The sequence below is a fragment of the Gordonia polyisoprenivorans NBRC 16320 = JCM 10675 genome (assembly GCF_000241325.1).
Taxonomy (GTDB): domain Bacteria; phylum Actinomycetota; class Actinomycetes; order Mycobacteriales; family Mycobacteriaceae; genus Gordonia; species Gordonia polyisoprenivorans.
On the sequence record NZ_BAEI01000030.1, the window covers coordinates 16,349 to 38,655 of the forward strand.

The following is a 22,307-nucleotide window of genomic DNA, read 5'->3' on the forward strand; positions in this document are numbered from 1 at the left end:
GAGCGAACGATGGAGGAAACCCCGTGGCGACAATAGGATTCATCGGACTCGGCGTGATGGGCAGCCCGATGGCCATCAATCTGGTCCGTGCCGGTCACACCGTCGTCGGCTACAACCGGACCCCGGCCAAGGCCGCCGACCTCATCGCAGCCGGCGGTGACGCCGCCGAGTCGATCGCCGCGGCCGTCACCGGCGCCGAGTTCGTCGCACTCAACCTCCCGGCGTCTGCCGACGTAGAGGAGGTCCTCACCGGCCCCGACGGGGTCCTCGCCCACGCTGCGCCGGGCACCGTGGTCATCGACTTCTCCACCATCGATCCCGCGACCGCGATCCGCATGGCCGAAACAGCGGCAGCACAAGGGTGTTCGTTCCTCGACGCCCCGGTGTCGGGCGGGCAGGAGGGCGCGGTCGCCGGTAGCCTGTCGATCATGGTCGGCGGCAACGACGACGCCTACGAGCGCGCACTGCCGGTCCTCGACGCGGTCGGTGACACCATCGCCCACGTCGGGCCGAGTGGCAGCGGCCAGATCGTGAAGGCGGCCAACCAGCTCATCGTCGCCGCGAACATCCAGGCACTCGCCGAGGCGGTGGTCTTCCTCGAAACCCACCAAGTCGACACCTCCGCCGCCGTCGGCGTTCTCGCCGGCGGCCTTGCCGGCTCCACCGTCCTCAACCACAAGGCGCACCGCATGATCGAGCGCGACTTCGCGCCGGGCGGTCGGATCGAACTGCACCACAAGGACCTTGGGATCGTCACGGCCGCAGCCCGCGATGCCGGTGTGGTCACCCCGGTCGGGTCACTCGTGGCGACGCTGATGGCCTCGGCTCGCGCCAACGGCGACGGCGGCCTGGACCACAGTGCGCTGTTGCGGGGGGTCCTGCGTCTGTCCGGGAAGTTGGACGAGGACGCCGAGTAAGGCGAGGAGCCTCAGGCCGACGGCCTCAGGCCCGCAACACATCCCGGGTGACCTGCATCTGACCGAGATGCTGGGCGAGTTCATGCACCACGTGCAGGATCACCCACTGCGGTGAGACGGTCGCGAGGTCGACGTCGGAGGTGGTGCCCGTCGCATCCCGAGCGGCGATGCCGTCGCGAAGGATCTGCTCGGTCCACGTGATCATGTCGGTGCGCGTGCTTCGGATACGTGCGAGGAGGTCGGGGAGTGAACCGGTCGCGTCGAACTCCGAGGCCCGATCGCGCGGCAGATCGAGACCGCACCCGAAGCTTCCGAGCCACCATCGCGTCATCTCCACGCAGTGGTGGGCGACCGCATAGGGCGAGTTCGATCCGTCGACAGGGAGCCGTCCGTGGACCTCGGAGTCGGTGAGTTCCTCGAGCACAGCGACCATGCCGGTCCAGCACGTGTCGGCGGTGTTCAGGGCGGCAGCGGTCCACGAATCCATATCGAGGACTGTCGCACATGGAGTCACTTCGGCTGCAACGGACGCCGCCGCACCCCACTGTCGGTCGTTCTCGCCTGTTTTCAGTCATTTCGAAAGTAGAGATTTGGCAAAACCCCAGGTCGCGGTCGCTCGCTACCCACGCCAATGACTGAAAACAGGCGAGGAGAGTCGCCGGCCGTGTCACGATCCCTCTCGTGCGCATCGGAATGACGCTGCCCGTGATGGAGCCCGACCTGGACGCCGACGTCTTGCGGTCATGGGCCACGGCCATCGACGACGGACCGTTCTCGTCACTGTGTTGGGGTGAACGAATCGCCTTCGACAACCCCGACACCCTGACGCTGCTCGGCGCACTCGCCGCCTGGACGAGCCGCGTACGGCTGGTGACCACGGTCGTCGTCCCGCAACTGCACGACCCGGTCATGCTGGCCAAGGCACTGGCCACCGGCGACATGCTCAGCGGCGGCCGGCTCACCGTGGGCCTGGGTATCGGCGGCCGCCACGAGGACTATCGCGCCGTGGGCGCCGACCTCGCCACCCAACGTATGCGCGTCCTCGGTGAACGTGCCCAGATAATGCGCTTGGTGTGGGCGGGGGAGAACCTCACCGGCGCCACCCGACCGGTCGGGCCGTCGCCCGTCCAGGCCGGCGGTCCCGAATTACACGTCGGGACAACGGGTCCGGCCACCATCCGCAGCGCCGCCGCCTGGGCGTCCGGTGTCGCCGGGGTGACCCTTGACCTCGACCTCACGCGGCAACGCGAACTCTTCGACATCGCACGTACCGCGTGGGCCGACGCGGGGCGGCCGCCTCCGCACCTGGCCACCTCGTTCTGGTTCGCCTTCGGCGACGGTGACGCGTCGCGCGCGCAGATCCACCGGCACCTGCGTCGCTACATGAACTGGATACCGTCGGAGTTCGTCGACGCGATGGCCCCGACCACCGGCTGGGCTGGGACCGAGGACGAGTTGCGGACAGTGCTGTCGGCGTTCGCCGACATCGGAACCGACGAGGTCCAGCTGATTCCCACCAGCGCCGACCCCGAGCAACTGCACCGAGCCGCCGAGGTGGCCGCGGACTTCCGCCTGACGTGACCGGCGCGTGACCACGTGCTCGCCGGGGTGTCGACTGCGCATCAACCTCAGCCTCTCCGGTGACGGCGCCCGATGAGCGGACCATCCTCGGCTCATGTCCATCACCACCAACGACACCGTCGAATGGAACACCTCGCAGGGCACCACCCATGGCGCGGCTCGCGAGAAACGCACCTTCCCGTTCACGTTCGAGGGCCAGAAGTTCAACGCGTCCGATGACGAGCCCTACTGGATCGTCGAATCCGACAAGACCGGAGCGAAAGCCGCACACAAGGAGTCGTCGCTGACGAAGAAGAAGTAGCGATCGCCACGACGTACTCGCAGCATTACTGCAGGCGCCGCATCGCCCGCGCCGCGAAGTCATCGAGTGCTGCTGTCACCTCGACGGCTTGCCACATCCGGTTACGCCGGAAGCCGGTGAATTCCACCAGGACACCGGCCTCCACGAGCGGGGCGATGGCCCGGCCGGCATTTGTCGGCGAGATGCCGAGCTCGCCGGCCACCGTCTTGGTGTCCACGACCGGTTGGCGCAGAACAACATCGAGAAGCCGTTGAGCCGATGACCCACCACGAACCCGGACGATATCGCTCCAGTGACTGCGGATTCGCCGAAGCTCCGACACCAGGTCGGTTGCTTGCGCGATCGCAGACATCGCTGCGTTGGCCATCGTCTCGATGATGGGGACGACATCGCCTTCGCGATAAGCATCGAGGGTGGCGAAATAGTGTCCGGTGTCGGCGAGTAGTCCTGCCGAGACCGGAATCGTGACGGTGTGGGTCATTCCGTGGTGGCGAAACATGGACTGCACCAGCGCCCGACCGGTGCGTCCGTTCCCGTCCGGAAAGGGGTGGATCGTCTCGAACTGGGCATGTGCGATTGCGGTGGCGAGCAGTGGCGGCAGATCTGTGCGGCGCGCGAAAATCAGCAGATCATCGATGAGTTGGGGCACGTATCGCGCGGCGGGTGCTACGAAGTCGGCGCCGTGTGGACCCACTCCCGAGCCACCGATCCATACCTGATCGGTGCGCCAGGCGCCGGCGATCGCCGGATCGTGGTTCTCGAGCAGTGCGCGATGCATGGCAAGAATGGTGTCGGCGTCCAATCGGTCGGCCAGCGCTATCGCCGCGCTCATCGCAGCGACGTTGCCGACGATGGCGGTCGCGTTGCGCTTCTCGGTGCTCCCGAGCTGTGCGAGGGCTATCTGTTTTGCGCCGGACGAGAGGTTTTCGATCTGGGATGACGAGGCAGACTCGGAGCGGAGCAGGATGGTGGCGAACGACGCTATCTCGCTGCCGAACTCGGCGTCGAAACGGGCGATCATCGCACTTGCCTCGGATACCAGTGTCGCCAGCGGCGCCGGGACAGCCGGAGTCTTGTCGGCGATGAGCGGCACGACGGCGGCGCGGTAGGGTCCGCGATGACGGTCCCGCTGCGCACGCGCGAGCAACTCGGCCGGAATTGTCGGTGTCCAGTCAAGGTACTCGTAGTCGATGGCCGGCCACATTCGCGACGTTCACCTATCTGAACGAAATAACTGAGAGCATGCGCCCACCATACCCTCACTTATCCGCTAAGTGAGAATAAGGAGAGGCCTGCCTTCACCCAGCCGGACGCATCCGGGGCCGCGGCTCGTCGTCGGGCAGGACCACCACCCGCAGGGCGGCACGGAACTTGTCGGTGGTCACCCGCCAGCCCTGCTCCTCGTGGCGGCAGGCCTGCGCCTCCTCCGGATCATCGGCCTCCTCGGCGGACTGCGCCCACGACAGATACTGCTCCTCACACGTGCGGATCAACTGCAGCATCTCCGCACGGTCGTACCCGCAGATCTGGGCGATCTCGCGGGGACTGAGCACCGCGTTGTCGGTGTCGAGTTGCAGCACCGCCAGCAGGGTGTCCGGCAATGGATCCGAATCCTCGGCTTCCGCCGGCGAATCATCTTGTGCACCAGAGACACTGGCGCCTGCACGCACACGCGCGACGATGCGCGGCACGTCGTCGTCGATGAAGCCGAACCAGTCGGCCAGTCCGGCCCGCAGGTTGTCGCCGGAGAACACGGTGACGTCGATGACGCGGTGCGCGAACACCTGCCGTTGACGCAGCATCACCCGGATACCGTCGCGCGAGGTCGGTTGCGCGGCGATGTAGGGCGCCGCGACCAGGGGGTCCGAGACGGAATCGGTGAGCATCGCGAATGCCACCAGCCGCGGCAGATCCTCGTGCACCCGCAACCACGACGGTGGCTCGGTCGGCAACACCACGTCTCCGTCGTCGTCGACCTCGATGCGCTGGCCGGTGACCTCCTCGAGCATCGAGACGACAAGGGCGCGCAGATGCTCCGGACCGTGCGGGACGACCCCGGCGCGCAGCGTGGGCTCGACGCGGGGCGGCTCGTCGGCGAGAAACGGTGCGCGCAGGAAAGTCGGATGCACCGTCTCCCACACCTGTCGGAAGGTGTTGACGATGGCAGCGGCCATCTCGTCGGCGCGGGCATGTCCGCCCTCGAGGATGTAGGTACCGCCGGCCAGCCGGCGCCAGCCGAGTGCGCGCAGCTGCCCGATCTGGATTCGGTAGCAGTCGACGGAGGTGTGCAAGGTGAGCGGGTCCAGCGTCAACCGCACCCGATGTGCCCGCGTGTACCGGATGTCGATCCGGCCGTGCGGGCCCTCCGGGATGCTGGGGTCCTGTTCGATCCAGGTGAGATCGGCCGCGGTCAGCTCACGGAGGAATGCGGCGAGTTCGGTGCGGAACTCCTGCCAGGCGTCGTCGATGGATGCATCGAAATCGTTGGTGCGCATCGTTTCTCCCTCCGGTCGCGAAGGGGACGTTCCCTTCACCGATGACGATAGGGCAGGGGTACGACACTTTCGGAACGGCCGCCGTCAGCTCACCTCGGACGACACGCCCCACCTGTTCGCTAGCTCGGCGACGGGCGCCGACCACTCGCGATCGCCGTCGCCCCAGGCCAGCTGGGTGACACCGGTCGCGAGATCGATGTCGGCGCGCGCCCATGCCCCCGCCACCGCACGTCCGCGCCGCAGCAACCGCAGATGCCCGTCGGCGAGTGTGGTCTCACACGGCCCGTCGAACGCCGGATGGGTGTTGCGGAACCGGCACAACGCCAGCAGCGCCCCGACCACCGGGCGGCGGAGGTCCTCGGCGATCTCGGCATGCGTGTAGTGGTGACGATTGATGTCGCGGCCAACGCCGGTCCGATCGAGCAACTCCATGTCGTTGCCGCCGGCCAGCAGCCCGACGTAGTAGACCTGCGGGATGCCCGGCACGAACAACTGCAGCGTGCGGGCGCTCAGATAGCGCTCGTCGTCACGGCCGAGCGCATCGTAGAACGTCGAATTCACCTGATAGATATCGACGTTCGCTGCCGATGTGCCCGTGGCGAGGCGACTCGTCCCGCCGGTGCGCCGGTGAATCTCCTCGACGAGCTCGTGAACCTGCACGGGGGTGAGTAGCCCAGGCCCCTCGACCGGGTCGGGCCCGACGTCGACGACCCCGATGCCGTCATGGGTGTCGAGCACGGTGACGGCGTTGTCGGGACGGATCTGCAGCCAACGCACCAGCGCCTGCGCATCGGCGGTGTAGAGGGTGTGCAACACCAATGCGGGCAGAGCGAAGTCGTAGACGCGGTCGACCGAGCGCGCGATGGCGATCTGCCGCGCGAAATGCGAGTGCACCTCGACGAGGACCTCGACGCCGCGCGTGTGCGCCTTCGCCGCGAACTCGTCGATGAAGGCGATGGTCTCGGGTGTCATGAAACACGAGGTTCCCGGTGTCTTGATCGCATACCCGACGGCGTCGAGACGTAGCGCGCTCACCCCGGCATCGGTGGCCGCGTCGAGGATCGAGTCGAGGTAAGCCCGGCCGGGCGCCGACCGCACGTCGATGTCGATCTGGGCGGCGGTGAAGGTGGTCCACACGTACCGCACACGCCCGCCGAGCGCGATGGCCGTGAACGGCAACCCGGGCCGCGGCCGGTAGATGGCCGTCAGCTGGTCCTCGGTGGCGCCGTTCGGGAACACCGACGACAAGGTGAGAAACATTGGCGCATAGCACGACTCGTCGCCGTGGGCGACGACGTCACGAAACTGTGCCGAGTCCGCCGACACGTGGTTGATGATCTGATCGGCCATCACCTCGTGCGTGGTCGCGAGGTCGGTGATGTCGGCCCAGCTCCCCAGCCGGGGGTCGACGCGGGTGTGGTCGACGGGGTCGAATCCGGCGTCGGCACCGTCGAACGGGGTGAAGAACGGCAGCACATGCACCCCGCCGAACACACCGTCGAAGGGGCCTCGCAGGAGTGCGGTGAGCCCGGCGAGGCTGCCACCGAACCGATCCGCGTACGCAATCAGATGCACCGTGTTCTGCACGACGCCAACGCTACTGGGTGACGTGCATTTGCGGCGGGAACCGGGCTCAGGCGAGGGTGGTACTCCTCACGCCTGCGTCATCGGGGTCACCACCGTCGAGGTGGCGGCAAGCAGCGCTGCGCCTCGCGCACAGACGAACTCGGCGTCGGCGGGGATGACGACGGGACAGTCGAACCGGGCGGCCACGCTGTCGGCGAGCAGCGGGAACGTCGGGGCGGTGCCGATGAGCACGACGTGGTCGGGGCCGGGATCGGTGTCGCCGCAGCGCTGCAGGGCGCGCACGATCTCCGCCGCCTGCGGGCGGGCGAGGCCGTAGAGGTCGTCGAGGGTGAGCGTCACACCGTGCTGCTCGAGTCCGCGGACACCTGGTGTGACGACCTCCATCCGGGTCGACATGGTGCGCAACGTGGTTCGGACTTCCGCGCAGTGCGCTCGCACCTGGGCGACTAGCGCCGGATGCGGCGGCACCGGGTGCCCGGCCTGCGCCGCCTTCGCCAGGACCCGATGCTCGAGACGGTCGTCGAAGTGGCACACCCCCAACCCGGGAAAGCGGTGCGCGGTGATGGTCGTCAGATGTCCCGAGCGTGGCCGACGCGCATGGGCGACCACGGCGCTGTCGTCGCGCAGGTCGCAGACGGTCACGCCATGTGCCCGGTCGAGACCGTCGCAGTGGTCCACCCATTCGAGCGCGGCGTCGGTGTCGGGAACGAGCAGCAGCGCCCGATGGTCGGCGAGTCCGGCATCAACGAGACTGCGGTGGAACAGCGATACCTGCGGGACGGTCCAATAGGTCGGGTGCGCGATGAGCAGCCGTGCGACATGTTCGCCGACGGTGGCCTCGAGGTGCGCGACCAGGACGACGAGCAGCCGGGCGGCGAGGTCGTCGGCGAGACGGTCCGGACCGCCGGGTGCGCTCAGCGGACGTGGATCACCGAGATGGTCGACGAAGTGGCGGTAGGTGGCATCGGCGTGACGCCGATCGGGCAGGGCTGCGGCGGTGTGCGCGGGCCAGCGCAGAGCGGCCGGGAAGGCGTACTGCGAGTCGATTCGGACGGAACCGACAGATCGGTCGGCGGTGGCCGTTCGGCCGCCGGAAGACGCGTCGCGAATGACCGCAACGCGCACGTGGTCGGATTGGAGATGAAGCCCGACAACCACACTCATGATCAACCTCCGCAGACGCCGGTGGAACGTCGGTGGGCACGGAAGTGGCTCACCAGAATCCACGATGCGCTTGCGGCCTGGTGAGCCGCTGACGACATCGTGAGGATTGCCTGGCAGACAGGTTGCGGATTGGGCACGAGCGCGCCCCCAACCATCGGCCGGGGGCGCGCTCGTCGATCGGTCGGTGTGCTCAGCCGAGCTGGGCGGCCACGATCTGGCTCTCGAATTGCGGATGCGTGGACAACCATTCGGTCACCGCGCCGTCGGGATTGTTGCCGCCGTACTTCTGGGTCATCAGATTTTCCAGCTCCGACAGGTCGGCGTCGGGGACGACGAGATTCTTGAACAGCTGCGCGGCCTTGGGTGCCTTCTCACCGAAGCCCTTGGTGGCGAAGTTCCACAGGCCTTCCTTGCCGCCGAGCGCGCCCTTCGGGTCCTGCAGGTCACGGATCTTGAACGCGGAGTACGCCCAATGGGGCTTCCACAGGGTGACCGCGACGTTGGTGTTGTCGGCTTCGGCCTTGCGGATCGAGGCGAGCATCGCCGCGGTGGACGAGGTGGTGAAGGTGAGATCCTGCAGACCGTACGCCGGGATCACCTTGTCCTTGACGATCGCGGTCTCACCGGCGCCGGGCTCGATGCCGACGAGGGTGTTGTTGTACTGCGACGCCATCGATTTCAGGTCGCCGATCGACTGCGCGGGCGACGAATCGTTGACGGCGATGGTCAGTTTCGCGTTGTCGTACCAGCAGCCGAGCGGTTCGAGCTGGTCGCCGTAGCGGTCGATGTAGGTTTTGTGCGTGCTCGGCAACCACACATCGGTGAGCACGTCGACGTCACCCTTGGACGCCGCGGTGAAAGCGGCTGCCGCGTCGAGGGTTTTGACGTCGGCGGTGTAGCCGTTGCGTTGCAGGATGTTCTTCATCAGGTAGGCGGTGGCCGTCGACTCGTCCCATCCGCTGAACGCACCGATGGCGACGTTGGTGTCGTTGCCGGCGCCGAGGCTGCCCGCGGGTGCCTTGCCCTGCGTCAGCGAGCAATTCGCGTACTTCGACGCGAGATCGTTGGTGGCGCTGGTGGTGCCGCCGGAGCCGCTGTCGGAGTTCGAGTTCGACGCACCACAGCCACTCAGCGCCAGCGCGCCGACCGTCACCGCGGCGGCGAGCACCCCGAGCTTTCTCGTCATCTTTCTCATCTCTACCTACCCTCTTTCCCTACTTCACTTCACTACTTCACGGTCTCCGGTGTTCAGAGCTGTGCGACGCGGCCGCGGTTACCGATCGCCGAACTCAGCCGGTCGAGGTAGACGGCGATGATCACCACGGCCAGACCGGCTTCGGAACCGAGTGAGAGGTTGAGCGTCTGCAACGCCTCGTTGACCTGGCCGCCGAGCCCGCCGGCACCGGCGAACCCGGCGATGACGACCATCGACAGCGCCAGCATGATGACCTGATTGATACCTGCCATGATCGTCGGCATGGCCAACGGGATCTGGATCTGGCCGAGGATGCGAGCCGGGCTGGAGCCGAAAGCCTGTCCGGCCTCGACCACTTCGGGATCGACCTGACGGATCGCCAACTCGGTCAAGCGGATACCCGGGGGCATGGCGAAGATCAGTGTCGACACCACACCCGGAGTGGGGCCGATGCCGAACACGATGATCACCGGGACCAGATAGACCAGCCCGGGCAGCGTCTGCATCAGGTCGAGAACGGGGCGCACGATCGACGAGACCACCCGGCTGCGGGCGGCGAGGATACCGATGGGCAACGCGATGATCAGCGCGATGATCACCGAGACCAGCACCAGCGCAATGGTGTTCATCGCGTTGACCCACTGGTCGAAGGCGCGGATGAAGTAGAAGCCGATCACCGCGAAGATCGCGAGCTTCCACCCCTGCCGCCACCCGGCGGCCAGCAACGCCAGCGCAGCGAAGATCGCGATCATCACGTAGTACGGCGGACTCGACAACACCGTGTTGAACGCATCGTAGAGACCGGTGATCACCGTCTTGATGGCGTCGAACAGCCAACCGGCATGGTCGGTCAGCCAATTGAAGGCGGACTCGATGGCGTCGCCGACGTGGATGCGCGGGTTGACGAAGCTCATGCGTTGTCCTCCTCACGCAGGGCGAGCGCAGCCAGCAGGCTGGTCCGCGGGATCACCCCGCGCAACCGGCCGTCGTCGTCGGTCACCACCAGCGGGACCACGGATTGTGCTGACGGAGCGAACAATTCCGCGATCGGGGTCGAAGCGTTGACCCGGACCAGCGAGTCGGTGCGCACGAGTGGCCGCAGATCCGGCGGGTCGTCGGGCATGGTGGCGATGTCGTCGTCGGTGAGATAGCCCAACAGTCGGCCGTCGTCGGTGACCAGGGCGCGATCGGTCTGGTGGTGACGCATCGCGATGATCGCCTCCTGCGGCCCGGCGGTGACGGGCAGTGTCACCTGCGCGGGTTGCAGCACCGACGCGGCGGTGAGCACGCGGGTGCGGTCGACCTCGGCGGTGAACTTGGCGACGTAGTCGTTGGCGGGCTCGGTGAGAATCTGTTCGGCCGAACCGATCTGGACGATCCGACCGGACCGCATGACGGCGATCCGGTCGCCGACGTACATCGCCTCGTTGAGATCATGGGTGATGAACACGATCGTCTTGCCCAGGGACGCCTGCAATTCGACGAGTTGATCCTGCATCTCCCGGCGGATCAGCGGATCGAGTGCTGAAAAGGCCTCGTCCATCAACAGGATCGGGGTCTCGGCGGCCAGCGCACGCGCCAATCCGACGCGCTGTTGCATACCGCCGGACAACTGGCGGGGATAACGGTCGCCCCACCCGTGCAGACCGACCGTCTCGAGCCAGTGGTCGGCGCGCTCGAGCCGCTCGGCCTTGGCAATTCCCTTTTCCCGCAATGCATAGGCGGCGTTATCGCGGACGCTGCGGTGCGGCAGGAGCGCAAAGTGCTGGAACACCATGGAAATCGAGTCGCGGCGGATCTGCCGCAGGTGCTTGTCGTTCACCGCGGCGAGATCGATATCGCCGACGAACACCGAACCGGCCGACGGCTTCCACAGTCCGTTGAGGGTGCGGATCAACGTCGACTTGCCCGATCCGGACAACCCCATCACGACGAAGATCTCGCCGGGTGCGACATCGAAGGTGGCGTCGATGACCGCGGCGGTACCGAGGTCCTTCACGTCGTCGGCGTCGGCGCCCTCGCGGAGACGCTTGACGGCCTCGTCGGGTCGGCGTCCGAACACCTTGTAGACATGTTCGGCGCGTAGCGCGGGCCCGGCTGCGGACGCGGTGGTCGCGCTGTCGGTCTCGGGCGAGATGGTCACCTCTCCTCCTTCCAGCAGGCACCCAGGCGTTGCGCATCACGCAACAAACTGTGCTAGCGGCAATCGCGGCACCTTTTAGTCACCCTAAACAGAAGCTGTGTGATGCATGGGCACTACAACGAAATGAGCGGCCTGTTGCTGCCGTGTCGGGTTTGTCGGATATCAGGGGGAGTGCTGGTGGGTCCAATCGTCCGAACATACGAACTCGCGCTTGTGCCCGGGTAGATCAGCCGTCTACAGGGGCGCCGCGCTGTTACGCTCCGAGCCTGCGCCGCAGGATCTTTCAAGGAGACACGATGCGACTTGCCCGGGTGATGCTCACTCTTGGTTGTGCGGCACTGCTCACCGCGACGGCGGCGTGCTCGTCGGTGAATGGTTCGGCCTCCGGGGAGCATGGTTCTGGCGCTGACTCGACTGCGTCGTCGAGTGCGGCGCCACTGGTGGTCAACGCGACGCTCGGCAAGGTGTGGAGCCCCTATCAAAAGGGATACGGCGAGGTCCGACCGTCGGAGATCTTCAACGGCGGCGATCCCACGGGCCTGGTGAGCAACGTGGTGTGGTCGTCGTGGGGCGGCCCGCAGGCCACCGGAACCGGCTCGGCCCTGTACGGAGGCTCCGGTGAGATCGTTGCCGAACAACATGCCGAACAAGCCACCGTCGTCGCCTTCAATCTCGGTACCTGCGACGGAGCACAGCGGTATCAGGCCATCGAATGGTTCTTCCCACAGCACGGCGAACACTTCGACCCGAGCCGCTACATCAACATCTGCTCAGGCGACTACGTCGACCCGGGTTCGCCCGACACCGGCTCATCGACAGCCGCCACCAGCACTGCCGCATCGGGTTCCGGTGCCTGGTCCGGGGATCAGCTGACGATCACGCCCACGTCACTGGGGGTGGTCAAGGTTGGCATGTCGGTGCAAGCAGCCGCTGCAGCAACGGGATTGACGTTCCAGGTCAAGGGCGACGGAGCCCGCGGTCCCGCCATGAACAGGCAGAACGAACTCTACGTCGACGGCGATCCCGTCCGGTGCGTGGTGGCCTCCGGTACCAGCGCCACCGGTCCTGCGGTCACCACCGAGAAGGGTGTCGGACTCGGCGACCCGCAAAGCGCCGTGACCGCCGCATACCCTGACGCCCAACCGATTCCGCAGAACGGTCCCTTCGCCCGGCCCGGATACTTCGCCACAGTCCCCGGTGGACAACTCTCGTTCACCATCAGCAACGGCGTCGTCAGCCGGATCGCCGGCGGAGCGGACGTCACCTCGCCGAACTGCTCGGTCTGAGAGCAGTGCCCGGATCAAGCGCTCGGCGCCGCCGCAGATTCGCGGGCCACGGCATAGGTGCGCTCGGCCTCGGCCGGTGTATCCACCTGTGGTGGTGAGCCGTTCAGCGGCTGCCGGGCTGATTCGCGGAGGAACAGGACGGCAACCAGGCCGACGATCCCGCTGCCGATCAGATAGAAGCCGGGCATCAGGTGATTGCCGGTGGCGCTCACCAGCGCCGAGGTGACCAGAGGGGTGGTGCCGCCGAACGCCGAGACCGCGATGTTGAAACCGATCGACAGCGCTCCGTAGCGTACCGAGGTCGGGAACAGGGCGGGCAGCGTCGAGGCGGTCGGCGCGGCGAAGCATGCCAGGATGACGCCGAACACCACGCATGCAACGATCGGCGCCCAGATGGTGTCCATCCCGAACAGGATGAAACACGGTACGGCGACCACGATTTGCAAGATCGCGCCGATCGCGAAGATGGGTCGACGGCCGATGTGGTCACTGAGCCGACCGAGGAAGACGATCAGGGCGACCACCACCAGCATCGACAGCAACACCAGGAGGTCGGAGCTGAGCTGGCCGCGACCGATGACGTCGGTGAAATAGGTTGGTAGATAAGCGGTGATCATGTAGTTGGTGACGTTGTAGAGAATGACCAGGCCGATACACACCAGCAGCGGTCGCCAGAAGCGAACGAAGATGGTGCCGATCTCGCGGCCGGCGCTCTCGGTCTGTTTGACCTTGGCGTCGTGTTCGTCGAGCTGCTTCTGGAATGCCGGCGTATCTTCCAACCGCATCCGCAGGTAGAGGCCGATCAGTCCCATCGGACCCGCGATGAAGAACGGAATGCGCCACCCCCACGACGTCATCGTGTCGTCGCCGAGCGCGGCATTGAGTACGGTCACCATCAGGGAGCCGAGCGAGTAGCCGATGAATGTGCCGAAATCGAGCCAGCTGCCCAGGAATCCGCGTCGGCGATCGGGGGAGTACTCCGCGATGAAGGTGGTGGCCCCACCGTATTCACCGCCGGTGGAGAACCCCTGGATCATGCGCGCCACAAGCAAAAGGATCGGCGCCCAGATCCCGATGACGCCGTAGGACGGGATGCAGCCGACCGCGAAGGTGCCGGCGGCCATCATGATCATCGTGACGGCGAGCACCTTCTGCCTGCCGATCCGATCACCGAGCGGGCCGAAGAAGAACCCGCCGAGCGGACGCACGAGGAACGCCGCGGCGAAGGTCGCAAAGGTGGCCAACAGCTGCGCGCTCGACGACGCATCCGGATAGAAGACCTTGCCCAGCGTGGCGGCGAGGTAGCCGTACACACCGAAGTCGAACCACTCCATCATGTTTCCCAGCGCCGCCGCCCCGATCGCTCGCTTGAGCATCGGCTGGTCGACGACGGTGATCGACTCCTGTGTCAGCGGAGGCTTGCGGCGGATGAGCGCGGCCAATGAATGCAGGTGGCGCTCGACGACGTGGGCGTGCGCCCAGTGCAGAGGCGACGGCCTGTGGCCGGCAGGTGCAGGATCAGGCATTTTCTTAGCCTAGGTAATCGCTCCCGCTTTCCGCGAATCCGCAAGCGTTATGGGCGAATTGATCGATATGTCCGGCTGCGCTCCGCCGCTGTGGGGATCGATGGCTACAACCCACTCGCCGTCCTCACCGCCGGTGGTCCCGAGTCGCCTGCTCGTTCTTATGATGGTCCCGACTCGCCTGCTGTCTCCCCATGATGGTCGAGGTGCCGAGGAGCGCAAGCGACGAGCCTCGAGGCCCCTTGTGCCGTAGCTGGTTTCGTACCACGCCCATCCCGGCGGCGAGCCTGATTCGGCCAGCCTGTCGTCAAGCGGTGACTTCCTCGTCGGGAGGGTGTTGCTCGATTGTCGTTGTCCACGCAGCACTGTCGGTGCGTGCTGGTGGATCGTAGGCGGGAACCCCGCCGTAGGTGTAGCCCAGTACGGCACTGTTGTAACCCCCGAGGGTGCGCTGCCGTTGTCGGCGCCGAAGATGGCTGGCAAACAGCGCGAGCAGGGCGGCGGGAGCACGAGCGAGCCGGCCCCGATGAGCATCCCCAGCCACATCGATTCAGCATAGAGAATCTCTGGTGCGTTATCGATACTTCATGGCCAGTCCAGAGGCGCAGCCACGACCACTCGCCTGTTTTCAGTCATTCGCAAAGTAGCCCAGCCCTCGCGACCGGGGCTTTTGCCGCGGAGCTACTCGCAGAATGACTGAAAACAGGCGAGGCCGGGCTCGGCTGCAGCCGAACTCCCTGCTAACGCACGTCCGCAGGCTCCGGATCGTCGACCAGCCGGCGCAACCCCATCGACTGGAATGCGACGACGTAGATCAGTGTCCACAGCACCAGCCAATCGACGAATCCCAATGCGTTACCGGCCAACCCGGAGGCGACGGCGGGTTCGTGGAGAACGTTGCCGGCGGCAAACCGGTAGTAGAGCAGGAAGGTTCCGACGGCCAGGACAAAGGTCAGCACCGCGCGGACCGCGGGTGCGAATCGGTTGCCGAAGCCGTTCGCCCAGAAGATCATCCAGAATGCCCAACACACGCCGATCTGTGCGGGGAACTGATGGATGGTGTTGCCCAGTTCGGCCGAGGCCTGGGAACCGACGAGTAGTTTGGCCAACGGGACCATCACGAAGTAGATCGTCGTCCCCAGCAGGGCGTTGCCGATCGTCGCGGCAAGTGCCGTCTTTCCGCCTCCGCCGAACAGCTTCCACGGCCAGTTGTCGAGTGTCTGACCGGTCAGGATCACCGACACCACAATCGAATAGAACCATCCGAGCACGGTGTCGAGCGACATCATCGGATTGGTCACCGACGACGACACCGCGGGCAGTCCGATGACGATGTAGAGCGCCAGCGTGGGGATGGCCACGAATGCGATCTCGCACAGTCCGATCAACGGTTGCTTCATCCCCAGCGCGGTCCATGGCCAATGCTGCCAGTTGAGCACCACCATCACCCACGTCCCGAACCCGAACAACACGAACAGGGCGCCCGAGAAGTAGCCCATGCCGCCGGCGCGGGAACCGGCGAAGTCGGGGAACAGCGCACCCAGTCCGCTACCGAGCAGCCAGGTCACGGCGACGGCGAACACCGCCGTCGAGACCAGGACGGCGATGCCGCGCAGGGGCTGGCCGAGCCGGTCGAATCCCACGAACTCGGAGTTGAAGCCGATGAACACGATGAACAGAATCGCCCAGAACAGTGCGGCGTTGAACGGCAACGGATAGAAATGCCACGGGCTCGACGTCGGATCGGCCAGCAGATACCAGCTGAGCACCGAGACCACGACGACGACAACGAGGTTCGACACCCCGAACAGCAGCCATCGTCGGGAGCCAGGCGGTGGCGCCGGATTCTGCTGGTCGGCGGGCGGTTCGACACCGGTGGTCATCGTCATGGCATTGCGCTCCTCGAGGTCTGCGTTGGGCAGTCCGCAACACTATGAGCTGCATCACAAGGTGGTGACAGGGTTGCGGAGCGTTGCACGACCTCCAAGTGCGGGCAACCCCCTGCAACGCTTGCCTCGACGCGTAAGCCGACGACAGCGCCACGACAGCCACCTGCGCCACCCTGTCGGTATGACAATGCTGACCGTGATCGCCGACGACGGACACCTCCTGTCGGCGCACGTCCACGGAGTCGGTCCCACGATCCTCGTCGTTCCACCCGGCGGTGGGGACGCGACCTCGTGGAGCGCCGTTGCCGAGCACCTCGCCGACGCGCATCGGGTGGTGGTCATGAACCGGCGGATCTACGAGCCAGACGCAGTGATCACGCTGCCGCACACCGTGAGCCGAGAGGTGAGCGACATCGCGGCGGTCGCGCGGGCCAGTGGTGCACCGGTCGTCGGGGTGGGGCACTCGTCAGGAGCGACGGCACTGCTGTGTGCGGCCGTCGAGCATCCGAATCTGTTCTCCGAGTTGGTGCTCTACGAGCCGCCGGTCCCCACCACTAGTCTGATCGGTGGCGTCGCGGAAAGTGCTGCGCGGGCAGCTTTCGATGCCGGTGACGCCGCACAGGCCATGCGGATCCATCTGCGCGACATCGTCGGCATGCCCGACCACCTGGTGACGCATCTGTTGGGCAACCCCACCACGGCCGAGTACATGACCCGCCACGCAGCCGGGCAACTCGCCGACACCGAAGCCATGGACGGTCTCGGCGTCGGCGTCGACCGCTATCGCACGGTCACGCTGCCGGTGACCCTCATCGAGGGCGAGGACAGCCCACCACACCTGCACCGACGACTCGCAGAACTCGGCGATGCGCTACCCGATGTCGTTGCACACCAAATACTCTCGGGACAGGGACATGCTGCGAATGTGACGGGACCGGCGTACCTGGCCGAGGTCGTCACGGCGAGTCTGCACTGACCCGGCCGCCGCGCAGCAGGGGGAGCAGAGCCGCCGACGCCACAAGGGCCGACGCGCCGCAGATCACCAGAAACCGCCAGTCGCCCAGCCATGCGCCCATCAGCGGCGACGCCGCACGGGCCAACGCCATCGGCACGGTGATGGCGGCCAGCACACTGGCGAAGTGGGCGACACCGAAGTTGTCGGCGATGATCGACGGCCGCGCGATCACCCCGACGCCCTGCCCGATGCCGACGGCGGAGACACACAGCAGGGTCACCGGAACCGAGAGACCGGCCAGCGGCAGCAGCATCAAACCCAGGCCCTGGATCGCGAACGCCCCACAGGCCACCGGTGTCAGCGCGACGCCGCGCAGCACGGTGACCAACGCCAGTCGTGACAGGATCTGCATCGCACCGATGGACACCGGTATCGAGGTGGCGATCCACATCGAGTGCCCCACCGACAGCAGATAGGAGATCACCAGCAACAGGAACGCGGCCACCGATCCGGCCTGCCCGACGAAGGCGATCAACAACAACCAGAACCGGCGCTGCCGAAACGCTGCACCGACGGGCACCCCCGTTCGGCGCTGTACCCGACTCCGGTGCCGTTCCCGCGACGGGATCACCATCAGATGACCCGGGACCGCGGTCACCAACAAGAGCGCACTGAGCACGAGAAGTGTGGTCCGCCAGCCCCATTCGGCATTCATCCACCCGAGCGCCGGATAGACGAGGTAGGTCGACAGTCCGGCGATCATCGTCACCGCCAGGATCGTCCGGTCCCGGTGAGGTGCGTCGGTGGCCACCACGATCACCGCGAACGCCGCCTCGTACGTCGACATCGCGATCGCCAGCCCGACGAAGACGAACGCCGCATACAGCACAGCCAACGACGTTGCCTGCGACCACATCACCGCGGCACCCACACCGATCAGCGAGCCCGCGGTCATCATCATCCGACCGCCGTGACGATCCATGAGGCGACCGATCGGAAACGCCGCCAACGCACCCATCAACGTGGAGATCGTCGACGCCCCGGCCACCGCGGTGCGGGACACGCCGAGATCGTCGGCCATGTTGTCGATGATGACCGGCAGGATCTGGATCAGCACCACATAGGCCACCGTGTTCGACACGGCGAACACGGCGATCAGCAGGCGGCGATCGAGGGTGGTGGCGGGTGATTCGGCGCTGGGGCAGACGGCCTCCGCCGTCATCCTCGCAGCAGCGGCAGGAGTTGGCTGCCCTGTCGTTCGATCTCGCGCAGATACGGGGTGTCCGACAGCACGAAGTGGGTGATGCCGAGATCCTGGTACTTGCGCAGCGATTTGGCCACGTCCTCGGCCGAGCCCACCAGCCACGTGGTGGCCGCACCGCCGCCGCCGAACTTGCCCGGCGTCGTATAGAGGTTGTCGTCGAGAACCTCACCGCGTGAGGCGAGTTCGAACAGGCGCTGCTGGCCGACGGCGACCTTGCGGTGCGGGTTCTGGCCGTAGGCGCCGCGGTCGGCGAAACTCCGGACCTTCTCCTGTGCCTCGTCCCACGCCTGCTCGGTGGTGTCACGCACGAAGGTGGTGATCCGCAGACCGAACTCCAACGGCGGATGCTGACGCCCGACCTCCCCGCTCAGGCGCTTGAGGCGGGCGATCCGCTCGGCGACGCCGTCGAGAGGTTCACCCCAGAACAATTGGACGTCGGCCTGTTCGGCCGCCACACGTTCGGCTGCCGCCGACGCCCCACCGAAGTAGATGCGAGGATGGGGACGGCCGGGCCGCGGTGCGATACGTGGCACCACCGTCGAGTTCTCCACGCCGAAGTACTCGCCCCGATAGGTCACGTTCTCCTGCGTCCACAATGTACGGACGAGCTCGATGAACTCCCGCGTGCGGGCGTAGCGGGCGGCCTGATCGCCGTCGGAATCCCCGTATGCGGCCAGGTCGTCCTTGCCGGAGACGATGTTGACGCGCAGGCGTCCGCCGCTGAGATGGTCGAGAGTGGCTGCGGCCGTGGCGAAGTTCGCCGGACGCCAGTAGCCCGGCCGGACCGCGACGAGCGGCTCGAAGGTCGTGGTGCGTGCCGCCAGCGCGGTGGCGACGGTGAAGGTGTCCGGGCGGCCCCATCCGGTCCCGATGAGCGCACCCTGCCATCCGCTGCGCTCGAGTGCGGTGGCGTGCCGGGTCAGCGTGTTGAGGGTGTTGTGATCGGCGACGGTGTCGTCACCCCGGTGGCCGGGATCGATCTGATTCGGTATGTACCAGAGGAATTCGCTCATGAGTCTTTCGGATCTGTGGGTGTGTCCGGATCGTGGGGTGTGTCGAGAAAGTGCGTCAGCTGCGCCCGGCGGACGTCGGCGTTCTGGCCCTGTACGAGAACGAACAATGCCGAGCGGGCATGTAGTTGCGCGGTGTCGTCGAACCCGATGCCGTGCCCGGATCGGGCGATGAGCAGAGCGCGGGTCAACGTCGAGAGTGCTTCGCCGCTCGCGGCTTTCACCGCGAGCCGCTCCTGCGTGCGATGGGGCCCGGCGCCGGCCGCGATCGCCTCGTCCGACAGCCCGTAGGCGTCGGCACGGATCTGCGCGATCCGCGGCGCCCATCTCTCGGCGATCTCGCGGGCGATCGGCTCGCGTTCGGCACGGAGCTCATCGATGACCCGTGCGGCGAGCCCGAAATGCTGGGGCCGTGCGTCGCTGACGGTGTCGACGTCCTCACGACGCCACTCGTCGAGCGGCTGTACCGAGATGACGTCGGCGTCGGCGACCGGCGCGTCACTCAGGTGAATCCGCTGCGTGCGGCTACCGCCGAGCGCGCTCAGTCCGAGAACTCCTGCGGTGATGTGCTGATCGATCGGGATCAGCGACGTGATGACGGTGCGGCTCGAGGGTTCGACCGCCGCGACGAACACCGCGGAGTTCAGACCCCAACCGCTGAACCAGGAGACCGTTCCGTTCAGACGCCAGCCGCGCTCGACGCGGGTGGCCTCGACGAAGTGGTCGGGAAAGCGGCGGACATCGCTGATGGCGGCTCCCACCAGCAGGCGACCCGACAACGCATCGTGGGCGCGCTGCGAAAGATCGCCCCCGCGTGCGTACTCCTTGGCCAGCCGACCGACGATCGGGGCATGCTGCGCCCAGACCAGCCAGGTGTTGAGGCAGGCGCCGGAGAGGATCTCGTGTACCCGACGGTCGGCGGCGCGTGACAGCGCCGCCCCACCGAACTCCTTGGGCGCAAGATGATTCAAGAGCTTGACGTCGGCAAACTCGGCGACCCGTTGTGGTGGCACGCCGTCGCGATCGGCCCGCAGGCCGTACGGGCGCAGCACAGTGCCGGCATAGTCGGCAACCCTTGCGACGAACGGGATCTGATCGGCATCGTCGACCTCGTCGGCCGCCACCCGATCCGGCCGGCGGATTGTCGATTGCGCGGCGGTGATTGCAGGCATCGAAGTCCTTTCACGGAGTCATCCCGAAAACTACTGCGCCGCAGCGTCGATGAGTCCCTTGCATTCAGCCTGACCCGAACGGATGACGGTCCCCGGCTCGGGTGGTTGGCTTCTGCACAACCACTTCCCCATCCCTGCATGTCTTCAGGCATGTCTCGAGAGGACAGATCTCCTTGACCACCAAACGTTTTCGGCACCTGCTCGCGGCGTCGGCACTGAGCGTCGCGGCCATGACCGTGCTGGCCGCCTGCGGCAGCGGGGCGTCGACGTCCTCGGATGCCGCCGGCCCACCGGTGTTCGGTGGCACACTCACCTTCTACGACCCGGTCCAGTACACCGCGTGGACGTCGACCAACTCGATCTGGTCGAACAGCCAGGTCACCGACAACCTCACCGAACGCCTCGTCTGGCAGGACCCCAAAACCGGCGACTTCGCGCCGTGGCTGGCCAAGTCCTGGGAGATCAGCGACGACCACCTGACCTACACCTTCCACCTCCGTGACGGTGTGACATTCAGCGACGGAACACCGTTCGACGCGGCGATCGTCAAGGCCAACTTCGATCAGCACGGCAACGGTGACGAGCGCCTCGGCATCACCAAGGACCCGTTCTGGTCGGACTACGCCGGTACCGATGTGGTCGACCCGCACACCGTCGTGGTCAAGCTGTCCAAACCCAATGCCGGCTTCCTGCAGATCTTGTCGAACTATCGGGCCAGCTCGATCCTCGGAAAGTCCTATCTCGACCGAGACCTCAACGGACAGAGCGAAGCTCGCAACATCGTCGGCACCGGGCCGTTCGTCGTCGACTCGGTGAACGGAACCACCGGGATCACCCTCAAGCGTCGCGACGACTACAACTGGGCGCCACAGGGATCGGGCCACTCCGGCAAGGCCTACCTGGAACGGATCGTGTTCAAGACCGTTCCCGAAGCCGGTACGCGGGTGGGAGCCCTGCAGTCCGGCGAGGCACAGATCGCCCGCAACATCGCACCGTACGACGAGCAGACCGTCAGCGCCGGTGGTGGCCGGCTCCTTGCGGTGCCGGTGCAGGGCGAGACCAATGACCTGACCGTCTATCTGGCCGATCCGGCCGCGCCGACCCAGGACAAGAACGTGCGCCTGGCCCTACAGGCAGCCACCGACCGCAACGAGATCAACAAGACCGCACTCTCGCCGAGCTACCCGATCCCCACCAGTGCACTGGTCAAGGGCACCCCGTTGCGCGGCGACGCGTCGAAGTACCTCACCTACGATCTCGCGAAGGCCAAATCGCTGCTCGACGCCGCCGGCTGGAAGCCGGGTGCCGACGGCATTCGCGTCAAGGACGGAAAACGGCTGAGCTTCCCGATCCGGATCGCGCCCTACTACCAGGTGTCCCAGTCGGTGCTGGAAATCGTTCAGGCACAGTGGAAGAAGGCCGGTGTCGAGATCACTCTCACCAGTCCCTCGGTGACCGACTACGAGGCGCAGCTGGCGTCGGGGAAGGACTGGTACTTCAGCCAGGGCCAGACCTCGACCGCCGACCCGGGAGTGCTGCGCACCGCCTACGAGACGGATCGGCAGAACGTGACCGGCAACTACCGGCCCGATACGACGCTCAACCAACTCCTCGATGCCCAGTCCGCCGATTTCGATCCGGCCAAACGCAAGGCCGCGATCCAGGCGATCGAGGATCGCATCTTCAGCGAGGGCTACTCGATCCCGCTCTACGACGAGACCCAGGTCTTCGGCCTGGCGTCCAACGTCCACGGATTCGGTACCGAATCCACCGGACGGTCCTGGCTCTACGACACCTGGCTGCGCCAGTAACCGATGAGGTCATC

General features: G+C 66.3%; 20 protein-coding genes. 6 read left to right on the forward strand and 14 right to left on the reverse strand.

Translation table 11 applies throughout. From position 1 onward, the window contains the following. Positions 1-23 precede the first annotated feature (23 nt). The gene (locus GOPIP_RS07335) at positions 24-917 is read left to right on the forward strand and encodes an NAD(P)-dependent oxidoreductase (RefSeq protein ID WP_035727449.1); all 894 of its coding nucleotides are present in this window, start codon (positions 24-26) and stop codon (positions 915-917) included. A gap of 25 nt (positions 918-942) precedes the next feature. Here the strand turns inward: GOPIP_RS07335 and GOPIP_RS07340 are convergent, their stop codons facing one another. After that, positions 943-1,404: a DinB family protein gene (locus tag GOPIP_RS07340; protein ID WP_006368962.1), complete on the reverse strand. Its 462-nt coding sequence runs from the start codon at positions 1,402-1,404 to the stop codon at positions 943-945. A 206-nt stretch (positions 1,405-1,610) separates the two neighbouring features. On the opposite strand from GOPIP_RS07340, the gene GOPIP_RS07345 reads away from it, so the two are divergent. Both GOPIP_RS07345 and GOPIP_RS07350 read left to right on the forward strand, forming a co-directional pair. Further along, positions 1,611-2,498 carry an LLM class flavin-dependent oxidoreductase gene (locus tag GOPIP_RS07345; RefSeq protein ID WP_035727451.1) on the forward strand — a complete coding sequence of 296 codons (888 nt, stop codon included), beginning with the start codon at positions 1,611-1,613 and terminating at the stop codon, positions 2,496-2,498. Between the two features lie 94 nt (positions 2,499-2,592). After that, complete coding sequence (locus GOPIP_RS07350) at positions 2,593-2,799, forward strand: hypervirulence associated TUDOR domain-containing protein (protein ID WP_006368964.1); 207 nt, start codon at positions 2,593-2,595, stop codon at positions 2,797-2,799. 25 nt (positions 2,800-2,824) lie between these two features. Here the strand turns inward: GOPIP_RS07350 and GOPIP_RS07355 are convergent, their stop codons facing one another. From GOPIP_RS07355 to GOPIP_RS07385, 7 genes are all read right to left on the reverse strand, one after another. After that, positions 2,825-4,003: a Fic family protein gene (locus GOPIP_RS07355; protein ID WP_006368965.1), complete on the reverse strand. Its 1,179-nt coding sequence runs from the start codon at positions 4,001-4,003 to the stop codon at positions 2,825-2,827. A gap of 94 nt (positions 4,004-4,097) precedes the next feature. Beyond that, a complete protein-coding gene (locus GOPIP_RS07360) occupies positions 4,098-5,294 on the reverse strand; it encodes a TY-Chap domain-containing protein (protein WP_006368966.1) in 1,197 nt (398 codons plus the stop codon). Between the two features lie 84 nt (positions 5,295-5,378). Then, positions 5,379-6,881 (reverse strand): sucrose phosphorylase, encoded by a 1,503-nt coding sequence (gene gtfA / locus GOPIP_RS07365; RefSeq protein ID WP_006368967.1) that lies wholly within the window; start codon positions 6,879-6,881, stop codon positions 5,379-5,381. Positions 6,882-6,947: 66 nt separating this feature from the next. Further along, positions 6,948-8,045 carry a DUF7159 family protein gene (locus tag GOPIP_RS07370; RefSeq protein WP_006368968.1) on the reverse strand — a complete coding sequence of 366 codons (1,098 nt, stop codon included), beginning with the start codon at positions 8,043-8,045 and terminating at the stop codon, positions 6,948-6,950. A 190-nt stretch (positions 8,046-8,235) separates the two neighbouring features. Further along, a complete protein-coding gene (locus GOPIP_RS07375; protein WP_244421118.1) occupies positions 8,236-9,231 on the reverse strand; it encodes a glycine betaine ABC transporter substrate-binding protein in 996 nt (331 codons plus the stop codon). A gap of 62 nt (positions 9,232-9,293) precedes the next feature. Continuing rightward, entirely contained in the window at positions 9,294-10,154 is an 861-nt protein-coding gene (locus GOPIP_RS07380; protein ID WP_006368970.1) for an ABC transporter permease, read from the reverse strand. After that, positions 10,151-11,383: a quaternary amine ABC transporter ATP-binding protein gene (locus GOPIP_RS07385; RefSeq protein WP_006368971.1), complete on the reverse strand. Its 1,233-nt coding sequence runs from the start codon at positions 11,381-11,383 to the stop codon at positions 10,151-10,153. Before GOPIP_RS07385 ends, GOPIP_RS07380 begins: the two co-directional genes overlap by 4 nt. A 296-nt stretch (positions 11,384-11,679) precedes the next feature. Here GOPIP_RS07385 and GOPIP_RS07390 point away from each other — a divergent pair, with 296 nt between their 5' ends. Then, positions 11,680-12,669 (forward strand): hypothetical protein, encoded by a 990-nt coding sequence (locus GOPIP_RS07390; protein WP_006368972.1) that lies wholly within the window; start codon positions 11,680-11,682, stop codon positions 12,667-12,669. Between the two features lie 14 nt (positions 12,670-12,683). Here the strand turns inward: GOPIP_RS07390 and GOPIP_RS07395 are convergent, their stop codons facing one another. The 3 genes from GOPIP_RS07395 to GOPIP_RS07400 all read right to left on the reverse strand — a co-directional run bounded on the left by GOPIP_RS07395 (position 12,684) and on the right by GOPIP_RS07400 (position 16,081). Further along, positions 12,684-14,195, reverse strand: a complete 1,512-nt coding sequence (locus GOPIP_RS07395) for an MFS transporter (protein WP_006368973.1) — start codon at positions 14,193-14,195, stop codon at positions 12,684-12,686. A gap of 304 nt (positions 14,196-14,499) precedes the next feature. Further along, positions 14,500-14,736 carry a hypothetical protein gene (locus tag GOPIP_RS28210; protein WP_006368974.1) on the reverse strand — a complete coding sequence of 79 codons (237 nt, stop codon included), beginning with the start codon at positions 14,734-14,736 and terminating at the stop codon, positions 14,500-14,502. Positions 14,737-14,932: 196 nt separating this feature from the next. After that, the gene (locus GOPIP_RS07400) at positions 14,933-16,081 is read right to left on the reverse strand and encodes a hypothetical protein (protein WP_006368975.1); all 1,149 of its coding nucleotides are present in this window, start codon (positions 16,079-16,081) and stop codon (positions 14,933-14,935) included. A gap of 181 nt (positions 16,082-16,262) precedes the next feature. On the opposite strand from GOPIP_RS07400, the gene GOPIP_RS07405 reads away from it, so the two are divergent. Next, the gene (locus GOPIP_RS07405) at positions 16,263-17,057 is read left to right on the forward strand and encodes an alpha/beta fold hydrolase (RefSeq protein WP_244421119.1); all 795 of its coding nucleotides are present in this window, start codon (positions 16,263-16,265) and stop codon (positions 17,055-17,057) included. Here GOPIP_RS07405 and GOPIP_RS07410 read toward each other — a convergent pair. From GOPIP_RS07410 to GOPIP_RS07420, 3 genes are read right to left on the reverse strand one after another with little or no spacing between them, the layout of a single operon-like run. Next, positions 17,038-18,258, reverse strand: a complete 1,221-nt coding sequence (locus GOPIP_RS07410; RefSeq protein WP_006368977.1) for an MFS transporter — start codon at positions 18,256-18,258, stop codon at positions 17,038-17,040. The two genes, GOPIP_RS07405 and GOPIP_RS07410, sit on opposite strands and share 20 nt — an antisense overlap. Then, complete coding sequence (locus tag GOPIP_RS07415; protein ID WP_006368978.1) at positions 18,255-19,313, reverse strand: LLM class flavin-dependent oxidoreductase; 1,059 nt, start codon at positions 19,311-19,313, stop codon at positions 18,255-18,257. The genes GOPIP_RS07410 and GOPIP_RS07415 overlap by 4 nt, the downstream gene beginning before the upstream one ends. Beyond that, positions 19,310-20,482, reverse strand: coding sequence for an acyl-CoA dehydrogenase family protein (locus GOPIP_RS07420; RefSeq protein WP_006368979.1), 1,173 nt, complete (start codon positions 20,480-20,482; stop codon positions 19,310-19,312). The genes GOPIP_RS07415 and GOPIP_RS07420 overlap by 4 nt, the downstream gene beginning before the upstream one ends. Positions 20,483-20,655: 173 nt before the next feature. On the opposite strand from GOPIP_RS07420, the gene GOPIP_RS07425 reads away from it, so the two are divergent. Beyond that, the gene (locus GOPIP_RS07425; protein ID WP_006368980.1) at positions 20,656-22,293 is read left to right on the forward strand and encodes an ABC transporter substrate-binding protein; all 1,638 of its coding nucleotides are present in this window, start codon (positions 20,656-20,658) and stop codon (positions 22,291-22,293) included. Positions 22,294-22,307: the final 14 nt, after the last annotated feature.